This is a genomic window from Pantoea sp. Z09, from assembly GCF_022394795.1.
Classification (GTDB): Bacteria; Pseudomonadota; Gammaproteobacteria; order Enterobacterales; family Enterobacteriaceae; genus Pantoea; species Pantoea latae.
Genome location: NZ_CP092373.1, coordinates 3861119 through 3879454, shown reverse-complemented (window position 1 = coordinate 3879454; position 18336 = coordinate 3861119). Strand labels below are relative to the sequence as shown.

General features: G+C 58.6%; 14 protein-coding genes. 8 read left to right on the top strand and 6 right to left on the bottom strand.

Annotation, left to right across the window (positions count from 1 at the left end; translation table 11 throughout):
- Window positions 1-208 precede the first annotated feature (208 nt).
- Window positions 209-2995 carry a DNA polymerase I gene (gene polA, locus MC269_RS18480; RefSeq protein WP_239953269.1) on the top strand — a complete coding sequence of 929 codons (2787 nt, stop codon included), beginning with the start codon at window positions 209-211 and terminating at the stop codon, window positions 2993-2995.
- Window positions 2996-3392: 397 nt separating this feature from the next.
- Here polA and yihA read toward each other — a convergent pair whose 3' ends face one another.
- Window positions 3393-4025: a ribosome biogenesis GTP-binding protein YihA/YsxC gene (yihA, locus tag MC269_RS18475; RefSeq protein ID WP_081137743.1), complete on the bottom strand. Its 633-nt coding sequence runs from the start codon at window positions 4023-4025 to the stop codon at window positions 3393-3395.
- Between the two features lie 649 nt (window positions 4026-4674).
- Here yihA and yihI point away from each other — a divergent pair.
- Together yihI and hemN are read left to right on the top strand one after the other, a co-directional pair.
- Window positions 4675-5199 (top strand): Der GTPase-activating protein YihI, encoded by a 525-nt coding sequence (yihI, locus tag MC269_RS18470; RefSeq protein WP_081137745.1) that lies wholly within the window; start codon window positions 4675-4677, stop codon window positions 5197-5199.
- Window positions 5200-5427: 228 nt separating this feature from the next.
- Window positions 5428-6801, top strand: coding sequence for an oxygen-independent coproporphyrinogen III oxidase (gene hemN / locus MC269_RS18465; RefSeq protein ID WP_239953268.1), 1374 nt, complete (start codon window positions 5428-5430; stop codon window positions 6799-6801).
- 46 nt (window positions 6802-6847) lie between these two features.
- Here hemN and MC269_RS18460 read toward each other — a convergent pair whose 3' ends face one another.
- The 4 genes from MC269_RS18460 to glnA all read right to left on the bottom strand — a co-directional run bounded on the left by MC269_RS18460 (window position 6848) and on the right by glnA (window position 11142).
- Window positions 6848-6973, bottom strand: coding sequence for a YshB family small membrane protein (locus MC269_RS18460; protein WP_143806252.1), 126 nt, complete (start codon window positions 6971-6973; stop codon window positions 6848-6850).
- 106 nt (window positions 6974-7079) lie between these two features.
- Window positions 7080-8489, bottom strand: a complete 1410-nt coding sequence (glnG, locus tag MC269_RS18455; RefSeq protein ID WP_081137749.1) for a nitrogen regulation protein NR(I) — start codon at window positions 8487-8489, stop codon at window positions 7080-7082.
- A 7-nt stretch (window positions 8490-8496) separates the two neighbouring features.
- Entirely contained in the window at window positions 8497-9546 is a 1050-nt protein-coding gene (gene glnL, locus MC269_RS18450) for a nitrogen regulation protein NR(II) (RefSeq protein WP_239953267.1), read from the bottom strand.
- A 186-nt stretch (window positions 9547-9732) separates the two neighbouring features.
- Window positions 9733-11142 carry a glutamate--ammonia ligase gene (glnA, locus tag MC269_RS18445; protein ID WP_081137753.1) on the bottom strand — a complete coding sequence of 470 codons (1410 nt, stop codon included), beginning with the start codon at window positions 11140-11142 and terminating at the stop codon, window positions 9733-9735.
- A gap of 435 nt (window positions 11143-11577) precedes the next feature.
- Between glnA and typA the strand changes: the two genes are divergently transcribed.
- The 5 genes from typA to fabY all read left to right on the top strand — a co-directional run bounded on the left by typA (window position 11578) and on the right by fabY (window position 16507).
- On the top strand, window positions 11578-13398 hold the full coding sequence (gene typA, locus MC269_RS18440; protein WP_033754244.1) for a ribosome-dependent GTPase TypA: 1821 nt from the start codon (window positions 11578-11580) through the stop codon (window positions 13396-13398).
- Window positions 13399-13596: 198 nt separating this feature from the next.
- A complete protein-coding gene (gene yihX, locus MC269_RS18435) occupies window positions 13597-14193 on the top strand; it encodes a glucose-1-phosphatase (RefSeq protein ID WP_239953266.1) in 597 nt (198 codons plus the stop codon).
- A complete protein-coding gene (locus tag MC269_RS18430; protein ID WP_239953265.1) occupies window positions 14194-15066 on the top strand; it encodes a virulence factor BrkB family protein in 873 nt (290 codons plus the stop codon). It begins immediately after the preceding gene.
- Window positions 15063-15500 carry a D-aminoacyl-tRNA deacylase gene (gene dtd, locus MC269_RS18425; protein ID WP_081137759.1) on the top strand — a complete coding sequence of 146 codons (438 nt, stop codon included), beginning with the start codon at window positions 15063-15065 and terminating at the stop codon, window positions 15498-15500. Before MC269_RS18430 ends, dtd begins: the two co-directional genes overlap by 4 nt.
- A gap of 59 nt (window positions 15501-15559) precedes the next feature.
- A complete protein-coding gene (gene fabY / locus MC269_RS18420) occupies window positions 15560-16507 on the top strand; it encodes a fatty acid biosynthesis protein FabY (protein ID WP_081137761.1) in 948 nt (315 codons plus the stop codon).
- Between the two features lie 36 nt (window positions 16508-16543).
- On the opposite strand, the gene MC269_RS18415 is transcribed toward fabY, so the two are convergent.
- Window positions 16544-18223 carry an AsmA family protein gene (locus MC269_RS18415; protein ID WP_239953264.1) on the bottom strand — a complete coding sequence of 560 codons (1680 nt, stop codon included), beginning with the start codon at window positions 18221-18223 and terminating at the stop codon, window positions 16544-16546.
- Between the last annotated feature and the right edge of the window lie 113 nt (window positions 18224-18336).

The following is an 18336-nucleotide window of genomic DNA, read 5'->3' as shown; positions in this document are numbered from 1 at the left end:
AATGGACTTTATAAAACTCATTACCCTTTTATAGCGCAAGCGTTAACGCGTTATGATTTTTGCGCACAAAGTTATCCACAGAAAGATCCTTGCGATCCGCGCCGTAAAACCATGAAAAAATCCGGCTGCAGGCGGCCTGCGTTCAACATTCTGCTCAAGCTGTGGCATCCTTATAGTCCACCCATGGCAACGAAGATTACACAGACTTATGGCGCAAATTGCAGAAAATCCCCTGATTCTGGTTGATGGCTCATCCTACCTTTACCGCGCTTATCATGCGTTTCCGCCGCTCACCAACAGCGCAGGCGAGCCGACCGGCGCGATGTATGGCGTGCTCAACATGTTGAAAAGTCTGTTGGCGCAGTACAATCCAAGCCATGTTGCCGTGGTATTCGACGCCAAAGGCAAAACGTTCAGGGATGAGCTGTTCGAACACTACAAGTCACATCGCCCGCCAATGCCGGACGATCTGCGCGCGCAGACCGCGCCCTTGCACGAGATGGTGAAAGCAATGGGTCTGCCGCTGCTGGCGGTGAGCGGCGTTGAGGCGGACGATGTTATCGGCACGCTGGCGCTGCAGGCAGAGAAAGAGGGCCGCCCGGTGCTGATCAGCACCGGCGACAAAGATATGGCGCAGCTGGTCACGCCGAATATTACTCTGATCAACACCATGACCAATACCATTCTTGGCCCAGAAGAGGTTGAGCATAAATATGGCGTGCCGCCTGGGTTGATCATCGACTTTCTGGCGATGATGGGTGACAGCTCGGATAACATTCCAGGCGTGCCGGGCGTTGGCGAGAAAACCGCGCAGGCGCTGCTGCAGGGATTAGGCGGCATGCGGTCGATTTATGAGAATCTTGATAAGGTCGCCGAACTCTCTTTCCGCGGCGCCAAAACAATGGCGGCGAAGCTGGAGCAGAATCGCGACGTGGCCTTTCTCTCCTACCAGCTGGCCACCATTAAAACCGACGTTGAGCTGGAGCTGAGCTGCAGCGAGCTGACGGTCGCCGAGCCGGACGTCGAGGCACTGCAGGCGCTGTTCAGCCGTTACGAATTCAAACGCTGGCTGGCGGATCTGCAGGACGGCAAGTGGCTGCAGGGTAAAAAGAGCAACCTGAAGGCGCAGCAGGCGCTGCCTGAAGAGCCTGCTGCGAAGCCGGAAGCCACCAGCGTGCTCGCCTCGGACGGCTACGTCACCATCCTCGACCAGGAGACGTTCGACCTCTGGCTGGAGAAGCTGAAGAAAAGCGATCTCTTTGCGTTCGATCTCGAAACCGACTCGCTGGATACCTTGAGCGCCAGTATCGTTGGCATCGCGCTGGCCGTCGCGCCGGGCGAAGCCGCCTATCTGCCGGTGGGCCACGATTATCTTGATGCGCCGGATCAGCTGGATCGCCGCGAGGTGCTGGCGCAGCTGAAGCCGATTCTGGAGGACAGCAACGCCCTGAAGGTGGGGCAGAATCTGAAGTACGATCGCGGCGTTCTGAAAAACTACGACATCGAACTGGCCGGCATTAAGTTCGATACCATGCTGGAGTCCTACATGCTCAACAGCGTGGCAGGCAAACACGATATGGATAGCCTGTCGGCGCGCTGGCTGAACCATAAAACCGTGACCTTCGAAGAGATCGCCGGCAAGGGCAAAAATCAGCTGACCTTTAACCAGATCGCGCTGGAGCAGGCGGCGCACTACGCGGCGGAAGACGCCGACGTCACGCTTCAGCTGCACCTGAAAATGTGGGCAGAGCTGGAGCCAGAAGCGGGCCCGAGAAAGGTTTTCGAAGAGATTGAGATGCCGCTGCTGACGGTGATCTCTCGCGTGGAGCGCAACGGCGTGCTGATTGATCAGTCTATTCTGGCGCAGCACTCGAAAGAGCTGACCCTGAGGCTGGCGGAGCTGGAGCAGAAAGCGCATGAGCTGGCGGGCGAGCCTTTCAACCTCTCTTCCACCAAACAGCTGCAGACCATCCTGTTTGAAAAGCAGGGCATTAAACCGACCAAGAAAACCCCTGGCGGCGCGCCGTCTACCAGCGAAGAGGTGCTGGCGGAGCTGGCGCTCGACTATCCGCTGCCGAAGGTGATTCTGGAACACCGCGGCCTGTCGAAGCTGAAATCGACCTACACCGACAAGCTGCCGCAGATGATCAATCCGCTGACTGGCCGCGTGCATACCTCCTATCATCAGGCGGTCACGGCGACCGGGCGACTCTCCTCGACCGATCCCAACCTGCAGAACATTCCGGTGCGCAACGATGAAGGCCGCCGTATACGTCAGGCCTTTATCGCTGGCAAAGGCAACTGCATCGTTGCGGCGGACTACTCGCAGATTGAGCTGCGCATTATGGCGCACCTGTCGCAGGACAAAGGCCTGCTGGACGCCTTCGCACACGGCGAGGATATTCACCGCGCGACCGCCGCAGAGGTGTTTGGCGTGGCGCTGGACAAGGTCAGCGGCGAACAGCGCCGCAGCGCGAAGGCGATTAACTTCGGCCTGATTTATGGCATGAGTGCGTTCGGTCTGTCGCGCCAGCTCAATATCGGCGCGGGCGAAGCGAAGAAATATATGGATCTCTATTTCGAACGCTATCCCGGCGTGCTGCGCTATATGGAAAACACCCGCCAGCTGGCGGCCAGCAAAGGCTACGTCGAAACCCTGGACGGTCGACGCCTGTGGCTGCCGGACATCAAATCCAGCAACGCCATGCGGCGTAAAGCGGCCGAGCGCGCGGCGATCAACGCCCCGATGCAGGGCACCGCGGCCGATATCATCAAGCGCGCAATGATTGCGGTAGACGGCTGGCTGCAGCAGCAGAATGACGACGCGGTGCGCATGATTATGCAGGTGCACGATGAACTGGTGTTTGAGGTGCAGGCCGACGCCGTAGAGTCCGCCAGCCAGCAGATCCGCGAATTAATGGAGGACAGCATGAAGCTGGATGTGCCGCTTCAGGTTGAGGTCGGCGTGGGTGATAACTGGGATCAGGCGCACTAACGGATGTCGCTCAGGCCGGTGAAGGATTATCCTCATCGGCCTGCTCAGCCTATAAGAAAAAAGTCTGTTTAACCGATTCAGCGAATGAACAAAATTACGTCATTTCTAACTACCTATCGGTTAAGCATTTTTTTGGTAATTAAACTACATCCAGAGGCGATTTTTGTGATGAACGCATGAAAAATCATGCTGTTTAGTGAAAGCAAACTACAAAAAAGCCTTTGTGCGACAGAAAAAATCAGGTAAAGTTCGAGGCGTAGGGTACAGAGGTAAGATGTTCTATCTTTCAGACCTTTTACTTCACGTAATCGGATTTGGCTGAATATTAGCCGCCCCAGTCATTTTATGACTGGGGCGTTTTTTATTGTGCTTTTGCCAGCAAAAGCCTGTTTCGCTGTTACGCTTCAGCCGCGTTATCCTGCGCTGGCGCTAATTCGTTGAACCAGACATCCAGTTTCTGACGCAGCTTGTCGACGCCGATCTTTTTCAGAGAAGAGAACATCTCTACCTGCACATCGCCCATAAAGGCCAGCGCGGCTTCGCGCACCATGTTGAGCTGCGCTTTACGCGCGCCAGAGGCGAGCTTGTCCGCTTTGGTCAGCAGCACCAGCACCGGGATCTGGCTCTCTACCGCCCACTGAATCATCTGCTGATCGAGATCCTTCAGCGGATGGCGAATATCCATCAGCACCACCAGGCCTTTCAGCGCGTCGCGTTTTTGCAGATATTCGCCCAGCGCGCGCTGCCATTTGCGCTTCATCTCTTCCGGCACTTCGGCGTAGCCATAGCCGGGCAGATCCACCAGGCGTTTACCGTCTGTGACCTCGAACAGGTTGATAAGCTGCGTGCGGCCCGGCGTTTTACTGGTGCGCGCCAGGCTTTTCTGGTTGGTGAGGGTGTTCAGCGCGCTCGATTTACCCGCGTTCGAGCGGCCGGCGAAGGCAACTTCAATGCCGGTATCGGCAGGCAGATGGCGGATATCGGGCGCGCTAAGAATGAAGTGGGTAACGTGATAGTTCAGTGCAGACAAAATTTAACTCCAGAGACGAATGCGGTCATTGGCGCTGATTATACGCGTTATGGCGCAAAAGTGCCCGACGGCGTCATCCAGCAGGTTTTTGTAAGATATTCGCCATAAATACTGCCAGTTATGACCGCTTTTTATGAAAAATTTAAAAAATAAAATATATATAAATCAATTGTATGTAATGAAATCGCTAAATAAAAAGGTAAAAAGAGCCGTTATTGGGTTGTGGGTTTTACCGGTTGGTCTACATTATTGGGCAGTGCAGGGCAGCACCCATCAGGATGATGTGCTCAGGAGCGTCTGGATGACCGCGAGCAGAGGGAGGGAAACGGCCAGGGATTGCAGGCCGGAAAAGGAAAAGGATTCGCTCAGGAGTTGAGCAGGCGCGGGATTGACCGGGACGTTGCGAGCCAAAACGGATTAAAAATATGATTCCTTCTGCGGAAGGTGCGAAATAAGGCGACAGCATAGAGCTGTCGCCTTTTTTCTTTGTCTGCTTTCTGCTAGATTTCGCCGCAATTCTGTACCCTCCGTGAACAGACGAGCTTAAAGAGAGGACGCGTATTTTCTGCTGCGCATCGCCGACAAACAAGCCGCGTCAAGAGTGAGGGGTATATACTGATACTGATTAAAAACAGTGAGACCGAACATCATGAAGCAACCTGTACGCGGCGCGAGCGGCAAACCTGCCACCAGTAAAACAAAGCGTAAATCGCGCGAAGAACTCAATGAGGCCGCACGCGATCGCAAGCGTGATAAAAAGCATCGCGGCAACGCCTCTGGCAGTCGCGCCAATCCTGCCGTTAGCGCGGGAAAATCTGGCCAGGGCAATAAAGCCAAAGACCCGCGTATCGGCAGCAAAAAACCGATTCCGCTGATCGCTGACGGCGCCACGTCCAGCGCGCCGGTGAAAAAGGCGGTGAAACCGCCGGTAGAGAAGAAAGTGCGTCTTAGTCCGGAAGAGGAGCTGGCGCAGCTGGAAAACAGCGAGCGTCTCGACGCGCTGCTGGATCGCATGGAAAACGGCGAAACGCTGTCGGCGGAAGAGCAGGCCTGGCTGGATGAAACCCTGGACCGCATCGATGAACTGATGGAGCAGCTCGGCATCGACATGGATGACGAGGCGGAAGATGAGCAGGCCGAAGAAGATATGTATCGCCTGCTGAAAGGCAACTGAGTTTTGATCGGCATGCGCATCCGCGCATGCCGCGCCAGACAGGTAAATCGTTATGTTTTGGCCTGGATCAATTTTAGCGCTGCTGCTGACATGTTATCTCATCCTGTTATTGGCTAAACTACGACGCCTGTCGCGTCTGAAGTCACGTTTACGTCGGGTTCAGTCCCGCTCACCTTTCCTCTCTTCTGCATCGCGACCTTCTCTGAGACGTCACCGGAAGGAGTAAGCATGTTTCTGCAACCCGTCTCCTGGGATCAGCGGTTAATTGAGAAATACAATTACGCCGGCCCGCGCTATACCTCGTATCCCACTGCGCTGGAGTTTAGCGAGCGCTACGACGCTGCGGCGTTTCAGCGCGCCGTCGCACGCTATCCCGATCGTCCGCTGTCGCTCTACGTGCATATCCCGTTTTGCCATAAGCTCTGCTACTTCTGCGGCTGTAATAAGGTGGTGACGCGCCAGCTGCATAAAGCGGACCGCTATCTGGATGCGCTGGCGCAGGAGATACGTCAGCGCGCGCCGCTGTTTCGCCAGCGCCGCGTGACGCAGCTGCACTGGGGCGGCGGCACGCCGACCTTTCTTAATCACGAGCAGCTCTCCCGGCTGGTGGCGCTGCTGCGAGAAAACTTCAGCCTGGCGGACGATCTGGAGATGTCGATCGAAGTCGATCCGCGTGAAATCGAGCCGGATACCATCACGCACCTGCGTCAGCTCGGCTTTAACCGGCTGAGCATGGGCGTGCAGGACTTTAATAAGGCGGTGCAGGCGCGCGTCAACCGCGTTCAGGATGAAGAGGCGATCTTCGCGCTGATGGCCCGGGCGCGCGAGCAGGGCTTTCACTCCACCAGCATCGATCTTATCTACGGTCTGCCGCTGCAAACGCCAGAGAGCTTCGCTTATACGCTGCAGCGCGTTATCGCGCTCAACCCGGACCGCATGAGCGTGTTCAACTACGCGCATCTGCCGGCGCTGTTTGCGGCGCAGCGCAAAATCAAAGAGCAGGAGCTGCCGTCGGCGCAGAGCAAGCTGGAGATCTTACAGCAGACCATCGCCACGCTGACGCAGCAGGGCTATGACTTCATCGGCATGGACCACTTCGCGAAACCGCAGGATGAACTGGCCCAGGCGCAGCGCGCCGGGGTGCTGCACCGTAATTTCCAGGGCTACACCACACAGGGCGACAGCGATCTGCTCGGCCTCGGCGTCTCCGCCATCAGCATGATCGGCGACAGCTATGCGCAGAATGAAAAAGATCTGAATCGCTGGTATGAGGCGGTGGCGACGCGCGGCGAGGCGCTGTGGCGCGGCGTGGCGCTGACGGATGACGACTGTCTGCGCCGCGACGTAATAAAAACGCTGATCTGCAACTTCTCGCTCGACTTCCGCGCCATCGAAGCGCAACACGCGATACGCTTCAGCGACTACTTCGCCGAGGACCTGGCGCTATTGCAGCCGCTGATTGCGGACGGGCTGGTGGAGCGGCGTGACCACGGGCTGCAGGTGACCGGCGCGGGCCGATTACTGATCCGCAACATCTGCATGTGCTTTGACCTTTATCTGCGGCAAAAGGCGCGTCAGCAGCAGTTCTCACGCGTGATTTAGCACAGCAGCGCGCCTGCGCGCATAAGAGTACGCGCAGGCGCGGCGATTACTGAAACAGATTGACCATGATAGCGCACAGCACGGCAGCGACGGCGGCCTGCGGCGAATGGCCGGCGGCGCTGCCGATAACGGCCAGGTTGTGCGATACCATGTGAAGGAAGGATTCAAACATTGCTTCTTCTCCCGATAGCCGCCCGTATGATACTGAACGGCATCGGTGTGTAAAGCGGGTCAAGGCGATAAGTTGTGTAAAAAATCGCCTTGTTTTACCCGCATTGTTACTCCATGCCCAGCTCTTTCAGTTTGCGCGTCAGGGTATTGCGTCCCCAGCCCAGCAGCCTGGCCGCTTCCTGCTTGTGGCCCTGCGTATGACGCAGCGCCGTGGTCAGCAGGGTGCGCTCCATTTCCGGCTGCGCTTCAGAGAGCAGGTTTTGATGACCGGAGCGCAGCGCGCGGTCGGCCCACTGCGCCAGCAGCGTCGCCCAGCTGTCGGGCAGCGACTGCACCGGACTCTCCGGCGTGCTGGACTCAAAGAGTTCCGGCGGCAGATCCTGAATCAACACTTCCTGGCCCGCCGCCATCACCGTCAGCCAGCGACAGGTGTTCTCCAGCTGGCGCACGTTACCCGACCAGTGCAGACGCGTCAGCGCCGCCTCGGTTTCCGGATGGAGAATTTTCGCCTCGACGCCCAGCTCGCGCGCCGCCACCTGCAGGAAATAGCGCGCCAGGCGCGGAATGTCTTCGCGACGTTCGCGCAGCGGCGGCAGATGCACGCGGATAACGTTCAGGCGATGGAAAAGATCCTCACGGAACTTGCCTTCCTGCACCCGGCGCTCAAGGTTCTGATGGGTGGCCGCGATAATGCGCACATCCACCTTCACCGGCGCATAGCCGCCGACGCGGTAAAACTGCCCGTCGGCCAGCACGCGCAGCAGGCGCGTCTGGACGTCGAGCGGCATATCGCCGATCTCATCGAGAAACAGCGTGCCGCCGTCCGCCTGCTCGAAGCGGCCCTGACGGATCTGATTCGCGCCGGTAAACGCCCCTTTCTCATGGCCGAACAGCTCGGACTCAATCAAATCTTTCGGGATCGCCGCCATATTGAGCGCGATAAACGGCGCTTTGGCGCGCGGACTGTGGCGATGCAGCGCGTGCGCCACCAGCTCTTTCCCGGTGCCCGACTCGCCGTTGATCAGCACGCTGATCGACGAGCGCGACAGGCGGCCGATAATGCGGAACACATCCTGCATCGCTGGCGCTTCGCCGATGATGTCGGTGGTAGGACCGCTGACCGGCTGATTGCGCGGCTGCTGCTGCTCCTGATAGTGGCTGATGGCGCGCTCGACCAGCGCCACGGCCTCGTCGATATCAAAGGGCTTCGGCAGGTAGTCGAACGCCCCTTGCTGATAGGCGCTGACCGCCGCGTCCAGGTCGGAGTGCGCCGTCATAATGATGACCGGCAGCATCGGATGACGCTGCTTGATCTGTTTCAGCAGCGCCAGCCCGTCCATGCCCGGCATGCGAATATCTGACAGTAAAACGTCTGGGGTTTTGGTCGAGAGCGCGTCCAGCACCTCATTGCCGCTATCGAAAGTGGCACAGCTTAAACCGGCTCCAGTGAGCGCGCGTTCAAGCACCCAGCGGATGGAGCTATCGTCATCGACGATCCAGACTATCCCTCGTTGCATAGAAACCTCACTGGCGAATAGGCAGATAAACCGAGAATTCGGTGTGTCCAGGCCAACTGTTAAACTCAATTTTTCCTGAATGTTGATCGATCAGGCTACGGGCGATAGAGAGACCCAGACCGGTACCGCCTTCGCGGCCGCTCACCATCGGGTAAAACAGGGTATCCTGCAGCTGCGCCGGTATGCCCGGGCCGTCGTCTTCCACGTCGATACGCGCCACCAGACGGTAGCGCGTGCCGTGCAGCGTCAGCTGGAAGGCGGTGCGGGTGCGCAGGATAATGGTGCCGCCTTCTTCGCCCAGCGCCTGCAGCGCGTTGCGAACCACGTTGAGCAGCACCTGTTCAATCTGGTCGGGATCGTGCGGCAGCTCCGGCAGGCTGGGATCGTAATCGCGCACCAGCCTGACGTTCTCCGGCAGCTCCATCGACACCAGATTCACCACGCGTTCCGCTACCTGATGAATGCTCTGCGTGATGTGCATGCCGGGCTGTTGCGGGCCGAGCAGGCGGTCGACCAGGTTACGCAGACGGTCCGCCTGCTCGATAATCACTTTGGTATATTCGTTCAGCGACGGATCGGGCAGCGCGCGCGACAGCAGCTGCGCTGCGCCGCGCAGGCCGCCCAGCGGATTTTTAATCTCGTGAGCGAGGCCGCGCACCAGATCGCGCGCTGCCACCTGCTGCGCATGCTGAAGCTGCTCCTGGCTCAGGCGACGCTGGTTATCCATCGGCGCCATCTCCAGCAGAATAAAGCCGTCCGGCAGCCGCTGCGCCGTGAGCGCCATAACGTGCGCGCGGCCGTCGACCACCAGCGTCACTTCGCTGTCGGTAAACCCCTGGCCAGCCGCAAGACTCTCGCGCATCACCTCGATATTCAGCGAAAAGTAGCCGGTTAAATCGGGCAGCGGCGTGCCGAACAGTTTGCGTGAGCTTTGCGCCAGTAGCTGCTGCGCCGCCGGATTGGCATAGTGGATAACCAGCTCGTCATCCACTAGCAGAATACTGTTGATCAGGGAGTTGAGAATTTGTCCCGCGTCGGGCAGGGTGCCAGTTGCCATACAGCGTTCCTCTGCACTATTTTAGTGCATTATACTCTTCCGCGTCCGGTTTCAGACGGCTGAACGATGATTTCGCGGCGAAAAAAGCCCATCCGGAGATGGGCTAAAGTTTCCACGGCAACAAAAATCTTCTGTATGTGGCGCGTTGCCGCCTGAAGCCGCGACGCGCCCTGTGCAGAATAAAGATTAAACGCTGTAGTAGAGTTCGAACTCAACCGGGTGCGGCGTCATGCGAATACGGTCGTTCTCAACTTTACGCAGTTCGATATAGGCGTCGATCGCGTCGTCGGTGAAGACGCCGCCGCGCGTCAGGAACTCGCGGTCTTCGTTCAGCGCGATCAGCGCTTCTTCCAGCGAACCTGCAACTTTTGGAATCTCCGCTTCTTCTTCCGGCGGCAGATCGTACAGGTTTTTGTCCATCGCATCGCCCGGGTGGATCTTGTTGATCACGCCGTCCAGGCCAGCCATCAGCAGCGCGGTGAACGCCAGGTACGGGTTAGCAGCCGGATCCGGGAAGCGCGCTTCGATACGACGCGCTTTCGGGCTGGCAACAACCGGAATACGGATAGAGGCGGAGCGGTTACGCGCGGAGTAAGCCAGCATAACCGGCGCTTCGTAGCCCGGCACCAGACGCTTGTAAGAGTTGGTGGTCGGGTTCGCCAGGGCGTTGATCGCTTTCGCGTGCTTGATGATGCCGCCGATGTAGAACAGTGCGGTTTCAGACAGGCCGCCGTATTTGTCGCCAGCGAACAGGTTCACGCCGCCTTTAGAGAGCGACATGTGGCAGTGCATGCCAGAACCGTTGTCGCCGAACATCGGCTTCGGCATAAAGGTCGCGGTTTTGCCGTAGGCGTGCGCGACGTTATGCACCACATATTTGTAGATCTGAATTTCGTCCGCTTTCTTGGTCATGGTGTTGAAGCGGGTCGCCACTTCGTTCTGACCGGCAGTCGCCACTTCGTGGTGATGCGCTTCTACTACCAGGCCCATCTGCTCCATGGTCAGACACATGGCCGAACGGATGTCCTGTGCGGAGTCAACCGGCGGAACCGGGAAGTAGCCGCCTTTCAGGCCAGGACGGTGACCTTTGTTGCCGCCTTCGTACTCTTTACCGGTGTTCCAGGCCGCTTCGATGTCGTCGATAGCGACGTGCGAGCCAGAAGTCGACGAGCCGAAACGGATGTCGTCAAACAGGAAGAATTCCGGCTCCGGTCCGAACAGCACGGTGTCGGCGATGCCGGATGAGCGCAGATACTCTTCAGCGCGCTTGGCGATGGAACGCGGATCGCGATCGTAGCCCTGCATGGTGCCTGGCTCGAGGATGTCACAACGGATGATCAGCGTCGGGTCTTCGAAGAACGGATCCAGTACCGCGGTGGTCGCGTCCGGCATCAGCACCATGTCTGATTCGTTAATGCCTTTCCAGCCGCCGATAGAGGAGCCATCAAACATTTTGCCTTCTTCGAAGAAGTCAGCGTTAACCTGGTGAGCAGGGATAGTAACGTGCTGTTCTTTACCTTTGGTGTCGGTAAAACGCAGGTCAACAAACTTAACTTCGTGCTCGTTCATCATCGAGAGAACGTGTTCAGCGGACATACTCAACTCTCCTGGAAAAGGTCATTATCATCGTGGTGAGTGGCTGCGTCGTCTGGAATGAAATGTGTCTGAGCGCCATCCCCAACCAACCGATCTCGTCAAGCTCTGCAACCGTCGTGCAACTGCTGTTTTCGCTTGAAAGAGATAAAGCGAATATTGTGCCAACTTTTTTCAGCACGGCTAAATCGCCTCTGTACGCACTCTTTTGTCGCCTGTGGGCTGCACCAGGCTGGCAAATTTGCACCAAAAGCGTGCTTTTTCGCCAATCCTAAGCACCAAAAAGGTGCATTCCCCCAACTTAGTGCATTAAGTGCACCGCATCCAGCGCAAATTAACGCCACTACAATAAACTTATGGGGAAAAGTGTGATCGTATTCAGTATCCCGCTTAATCCGTGTACAATAGCGCGCTATTTCTAATGCCTGAGGCAAAGTTGTGATCGAAAATTTGCGTAACATCGCCATCATCGCGCACGTCGACCATGGTAAGACCACCCTGGTTGATAAGCTGCTGCAACAGTCCGGTACCTTTGACGCGCGTACCGAAGCGACTGAGCGTGTGATGGACTCCAACGATTTGGAGAAAGAGCGTGGGATTACCATCCTCGCGAAAAACACCGCCATCAAATGGAATGACTACCGTATCAACATCGTTGATACCCCAGGACACGCCGACTTTGGCGGTGAGGTAGAGCGCGTCATGTCCATGGTGGATTCGGTGCTGTTGGTTGTCGATGCGATGGATGGCCCTATGCCGCAAACCCGCTTCGTGACCAAAAAAGCCTTTGCCCATGGTTTGAAGCCGATCGTTGTAATCAACAAGATTGACCGTCCGGGCGCGCGTCCTGACTGGGTTGTGGATCAGGTGTTCGACCTGTTCGTCAACCTGGACGCCACCGACGAGCAGCTTGATTTCCCGATCATTTACGCGTCTGCGCTGCAGGGCATCGCCGGTCTGGATCACACCGACATGGCTGAAGATATGACCCCGCTGTACCAGGCGATCGTTGAGCACGTTTCTCCGCCGCAGGTGGAAGTTGACGCGCCGCTGCAGATGCAGATCTCGCAGCTGGACTACAACAACTACCTGGGCGTGATCGGCATCGGCCGCATCAAGCGCGGTAAAGTCAAGCCGAACCAGCAGGTGACCGTTGTCGACAGCGAAGGCAAAACGCGCAACGGCAAAGTCGGTAAAGTGCTGGGCCACCTGGGCCTGGAGCGTATCGACACCGACCTGGCGGAAGCGGGCGACATCATCGCGATCACCGGCCTGGGCGAGCTGAACATCTCCGACACCATCTGCGATCCGCAGAATGTCGAAGCGCTGCCGGCGCTGAGCGTCGACGAGCCGACCGTCACCATGTTCTTCAACGTCAACACCTCGCCGTTCTGCGGTCAGGAAGGCAAGTATGTGACCTCGCGTCAGATCCTTGAGCGCCTGAACAAAGAGCTGGTGCACAACGTTGCGCTGCGCGTGGAAGAGACCGAAGACGCAGACGCGTTCCGCGTATCGGGCCGTGGCGAACTGCACCTGTCGGTGCTGATCGAAAACATGCGTCGTGAAGGTTTCGAGCTGGCGGTATCCCGTCCGAAAGTTATCTTCCGCGAAATCGACGGCCGCAAACAAGAGCCGTTCGAGAACGTGACGCTGGATATCGAAGAGAACAACCAGGGCGCAGTGATGCAAGCCATGGGCGAGCGTAAAGGCGATCTGAAAAACATGGATCCGGATGGCAAAGGCCGCGTGCGTCTTGACTACGTTATCCCAAGCCGTGGTCTGATCGGCTTCCGTAACGAATTCATGACCATGACGTCCGGTACCGGTCTGCTCTATTCGACCTTCAGCCACTACGACGACATCCGTCCGGGCGAAGTCGGCCAGCGCCAGAACGGCGTGCTGATCTCTAACGGCCAGGGTAAAGCGGTTGCCTTCGCCCTGTTCGGTCTGCAGGATCGCGGCAAGCTGTTCCTAGGCCACGGCGCGGAAGTCTATGAAGGCCAGATTATCGGTATTCACAGCCGTTCCAACGACCTGACCGTAAACTGCCTGACCGGTAAGAAGCTGACCAACATGCGTGCTTCCGGTACGGATGAAGCGACCACCCTGGTGCCGCCGGTGAAGATGACCCTCGAGCAGGCCATCGAATTCATCGATGACGACGAGCTGGTGGAAGTCACGCCGCAGTCGGTCCGTATCCGTAAACGTCATCTGACCGAGAACGATCGCAAACGCGCGTCACGCGGTCCGAAAGAGTAAGACGTTTCGCCTGTGAAAAAGCCCCGTTTATCGGGGCTTTTTTTATGCCTGCCGTTATTTGTCCTGCCGCCACGGCGCTCTCTGCGCAACGCTGCCATGTCACAGCGTCCATAACCGACTTTTCTCCAGCCTGTTACCTGTTCAGCCCCTGTTTTTGCCGCTAGAGTGAATGATCCAGGGAATCAGAGGAGTAACGACATGTTGTACATATTTGACTTAGGCAATGTGATTGTTGATATCGACTTTAACCGCGTGCTGGGCGTCTGGAGTGACCTTGGCCGCGTGCCGCTGGCGCTGTTGCAAAGCCGCTTCCAGATAGACGAGGCGTTTGAACAGCATGAACGCGGCGAAATCAGCGACGAGCACTTCGCGGCGGAGCTGTGCGAGCGGCTCGATATCGCGCTGAGCTATGAACAGTTCGTTGCGGGATGGCAGGCGGTGTTTATGGGCGCGCGCGCCGATACGCTGGCGCTGATGAACCAGCTGCGCGCCGACGGGCATCGCGTGGTGATCCTCTCCAACACTAACAAGCTGCACACCGAGTTCTGGCCGACGCAGTACCCGGAAGTGCGCGCGGCGGCGGACGTCATCTACCTGTCGCAGGAGCTGGGCATGCGCAAGCCTGAAGCGCGTATTTTCGAGCATGTGCTGCAGCAAGAGGGCTATCGCGCCGATCAGGCGATCTTCTTCGATGACAACGCGGATAATATTGCTGCAGCGAAGGCGCTGGGCATTAAAAGCGTGCTGGTGACCGACAATAAAACCGTGCCGGCCTGGCTGGCAAGCCATCGCTGAATGATCAGGTTACGTCCGTTTGTTTCGAGCTGCCACGCGCTCTGGCTGTGGCTCAAGCTGCTGTGGAAACGCGTCGACGAGGACAGCATGACGACGCAGGCCGGCAACCTGGCCTTTGTCTCACTGCTGGCGCTGGTGCCGCTGATCGCCGTGGTGTTCGCGCTGTTCTCGGCGTTTCCGGTCTTTTCCGACGTTAGCGTTCAGCTGAAAAACTTTATCTTCACCAACTTCGTTCCGGCGACCGGCAACGTGGTGCAGCGCTATCTCGATCAGTTCGTGGCCAACGTGCACCGCATGACGGCGCTCGGCGCGGTAGGGCTGATCGTCACCGCGCTGCTGTTGATGCACTCGGTCGACACCGCGCTCAACACCATCTGGCGCAGCCATAAAAAGCGCCCGCTGGTTTACTCATTCGCCGTCTACTGGATGATCCTGACGCTGGGGCCGCTGCTGGCGGGCGCCAGCCTGGCGATCAGCTCCTATCTGCTGTCGCTGCGCTGGATCAGCGACAGCGGCGTTTACGGCGTGATCGACCAGGTGCTGCGGGTTTTCCCGCTGCTGCTCTCCTGGCTGGCGTTCTGGCTGCTCTACAGCATCGTGCCGACGCGCAGCGTGCCGCCGCGTGACGCCCTGGTCGGCGCGCTGGTGGCGGGGGCGCTGTTTGAGCTGGGTAAAAAAGGCTTTGCCCTCTATGTTACGATGTTTCCTTCATATCAGCTGATTTACGGCGTGCTGGCGGTGATCCCGATTCTGTTTCTCTGGGTCTACTGGACCTGGTGTATTGTGTTGCTGGGTGCAGAAATCACCGCCACGCTGGATGATTATCGCCAGCTAAAACAGCGGGAAGCCGAACAACAACGAGAGGTTGCATGATTGCGTTGATCCAACGAGTACTCAGCGCCAGCGTCAGCGTGGATCGCGAGGTAGTGGGCGAAATTGGCCCAGGCCTGCTGGTATTGCTGGGCGTAGAAAAAGGGGATGACGAGAAGCGCGCCGAGCGGCTGGCGGAGAAGGTGCTGGGCTACCGCATTTTCAGCGACGAGCAGGGCAAGATGAACCTTAGCGTGCAGCAGGCCGGCGGCAGCGTGCTGGTGGTGTCGCAGTTTACGCTGGCGGCGGACACGCAAAAGGGGATGCGTCCCTCTTTCTCCGGCGGCGCGGCGCCCGATGAGGCGAATCGTCTCTATGGCTACTTCAGCGACTGCTGCCGTGACCGGGGCGTGACCACCGCCAATGGACGCTTTGCCGCTGACATGCAGGTTGCACTGGTCAATGATGGCCCTGTCACCTTCTGGTTGCAGGTTTGAGGCTGACCGCCGAGCGGCACGGCATCGGCCACGCAGGCTCTGAACGAGAGAACCACTTTATGTATCATCTTCGGGTACCGCAAACCGCGGAAGAGCTGGATATGTACTACCAGTTCCGCTGGGAAATGTTACGCAAGCCGCTGCGCCAGCCGCAGGGATCGGAGCGAGACGGCTGGGACGCGCTGGCGCATCACCAGATGGTGGTGGACGAGCAGGGGCAACCGGTGGCCGCCGGACGGCTCTATATCAACGCCGACAACGAAGCCTCGATCCGCTTTCTCGCCGTGCACCCGTCGGTGCAGGGCAAAGGACTGGGCACGCTGGTGGCGATGACGCTGGAGTCGGTGGCGCGTCAGGAGGGCGTTAAGCGCGTCACCTGCGCCGCGCGCGAAGACGCGGTCGAGTTCTTCGCCAAGCTGGGCTACCTCAATCAGGGCGAGATCACCGCGCCGCAGACCACGCCGGTGCGTCATTTCCTGATGATCAAACCGGTGGTGACGCTGGATGATATTCTGCACCGCGCCGACTGGTGCGGGCAGCTGCAGCAGGCCTGGTATGACAACATTCCGCTCAGCGAGAAGATGGGCGTGCGCATCCTGCAGTTTACCGGCCAGAAATTTATCACCACCATGCCGGAAACCGGCAACCAGAATCCACATCATACGCTGTTCGCCGGCAGCCTCTTCTCGCTGGCGACCTTAACCGGCTGGGGGCTGATCTGGCTGCTGCTGCGCGAGCGCCATCTTGGCGGCACCATTATTCTGGCGGACGCCCATATTCGCTACAGCAAGCCGATCACCGGCCGCCCTGGGGCGATTGCCGATATCGGCTCGATGAGCGGCGATCTCGACCGCCTGGCGCGCGGCCGTAAGGCGCGCGTGCACCTTGAGGTCGAACTCTACGGCAACGAGGAGCTGGGCGCGGTGTTTGAAGGGGTCTATATCGTGCTGCCCGCCGATCCCGACGAGCCGCTGGAAGAGGGCGGCTCCGGCGCGCGCATTAACTGAATAACAAGGGCCGACGTATCGGCCCTTTTTGTTGCGTTATCTGACTTCGCCCGCCTGCATCCGCTGCTCGATCTGCTGCGCGTCGGTGCGCAGCGAGAGCGAGCCGTTCGCCGAGGATTTCAGCGGCGCGTTCGCCTTCAGCGAGGCGTCCAGCTGAAGCTGGAAGTTGCTGGCGCCGCTCGCCGGCAGCGCGGGCCAGCCCCAGCTCTGCAATACGCTGGCGGGCACCGCCTGGCCTTTCAGGTTCAGCGTCAGCGGACGATCCGGCTGCTGGCCGACGCTGGCGGAACCTTCCAGCATGCCGCCGCCGCTAAAGGCGCTCAGCTCCGTTACCTGAATCTGCCGCTCGTCGGCGTTGAGCGACAGCGAAGGATGGCGCAGATCGACGCGGTTAAACGTCGCCTCCGCGGCGTTAAGGCTGAGTTTACCCGACCAGATCCCCCACTGATGCTGACGCGCCAGCAGCAGGTTTTCGCCGCTGCCGTCCAGCGAGGTCATCTGGAAGGGAAAGGCGGGATTGATATCGATAATCAGGTTGCGGTTAGAGGTGAAGCGGTTGACCGCCACGCTGTCGAGCCACGTCGGCAGCGGTGCCAGCCAGCTGTCGCGCCAGCTCTCCGGCAGGGTGTACTCCAGCCCGGCGATCGCCAGATTGTTCAGCGTCAGCCGTTGGTCGCTGCGGCTCCAGGCGCCGTCGGCGCGGATCACGCCGTTGGCCCAGCGCGAGCTGAACTGCGTCAGGGCGATGCCCTGCGGCGACAGATCGAGATTGACGATCGGATCGTTCAGCTCGAAGCGGCCGTTAATAAAGTTGCTGGCGTTAAGCGACAGCGAGCCGTCGTCGCTGCGCCAGCTGTCGCCCTGCCAGGTAAGATTTTTCAACGTCAGGTCGAGGTCGGTGACCGCCCAGTCAGGGCCCTGCAGCCGCGCGTCGGTCATATCGAGCCGGTTAATGGTCACCGAGGGCAGATCCTGAATCGGGCGCAAAAAGTCTGCCAGGCTGTGGACGGTTTGCAGGCGAATATCGTTGAGGCGAAGCTGGCGGATCAGCCAGTTGCCCTGCGCGTCGCGCTCGGCGCTGCCGGTCATCGAACCGCGCGCCAGATCCGCGCCGACATTGCTGAACACCATGCGGCCCTTTGCCACGCTGCCCTGAATTAGCACGTGGGCACCAGAGACCTGGTTTAGCGTCATTTCACCGGCGCTCATCTGGAACTGTGCATCGCTGCCCAGCATGTTTTTCGCCGTGGGTTTCCACGGCATGATGCCGCCATTGACCTGACGCGCCGACAGCGGCAGCGCCGCGTTCGGGCTGTCGATGCGCATGTTGTTCAGCTGCAGGCGACCCGCCTGAAAGGGCAGCGCGTCGTCAGGCGTCAGGTTGGCCAGATTAACCGTGCCGTCGCGCAGTTCGATGCTGCTAAAATTGAGCGGATCGCTGAACTGCAGCAGCGCGAGGCCGAGATCGACGCGTTTCGCCACCAGCGCGGCGGGCTGACCGTCATGACCAAAGCTGAAATCGTCGAGAATGATGTGCGAAGGAGAGGAGAAGTTGTGCTCGATTTTGCTCAGCGAGAGATGCCAGGCGGTTTTATCGCTGACATAGCGGCTGAACCCGCCCGCGCCCCACTGCGTCTGCAGCAGAACGTAGATCACCACCAGGCTCAGCACCAGCAGCAGCAGTACCGTAAGAAAAAATTTTCCAAGAAATTTCATCGCTTCCATCCCGCCATCTTTCCGGTCAGTGCTTGTTATGCCTGAATTACCGTTGTAGCTCAACAGCCTGGATGTAAATACGAATAAATAGAGGAGGCGGGCCGCAGCCCGCC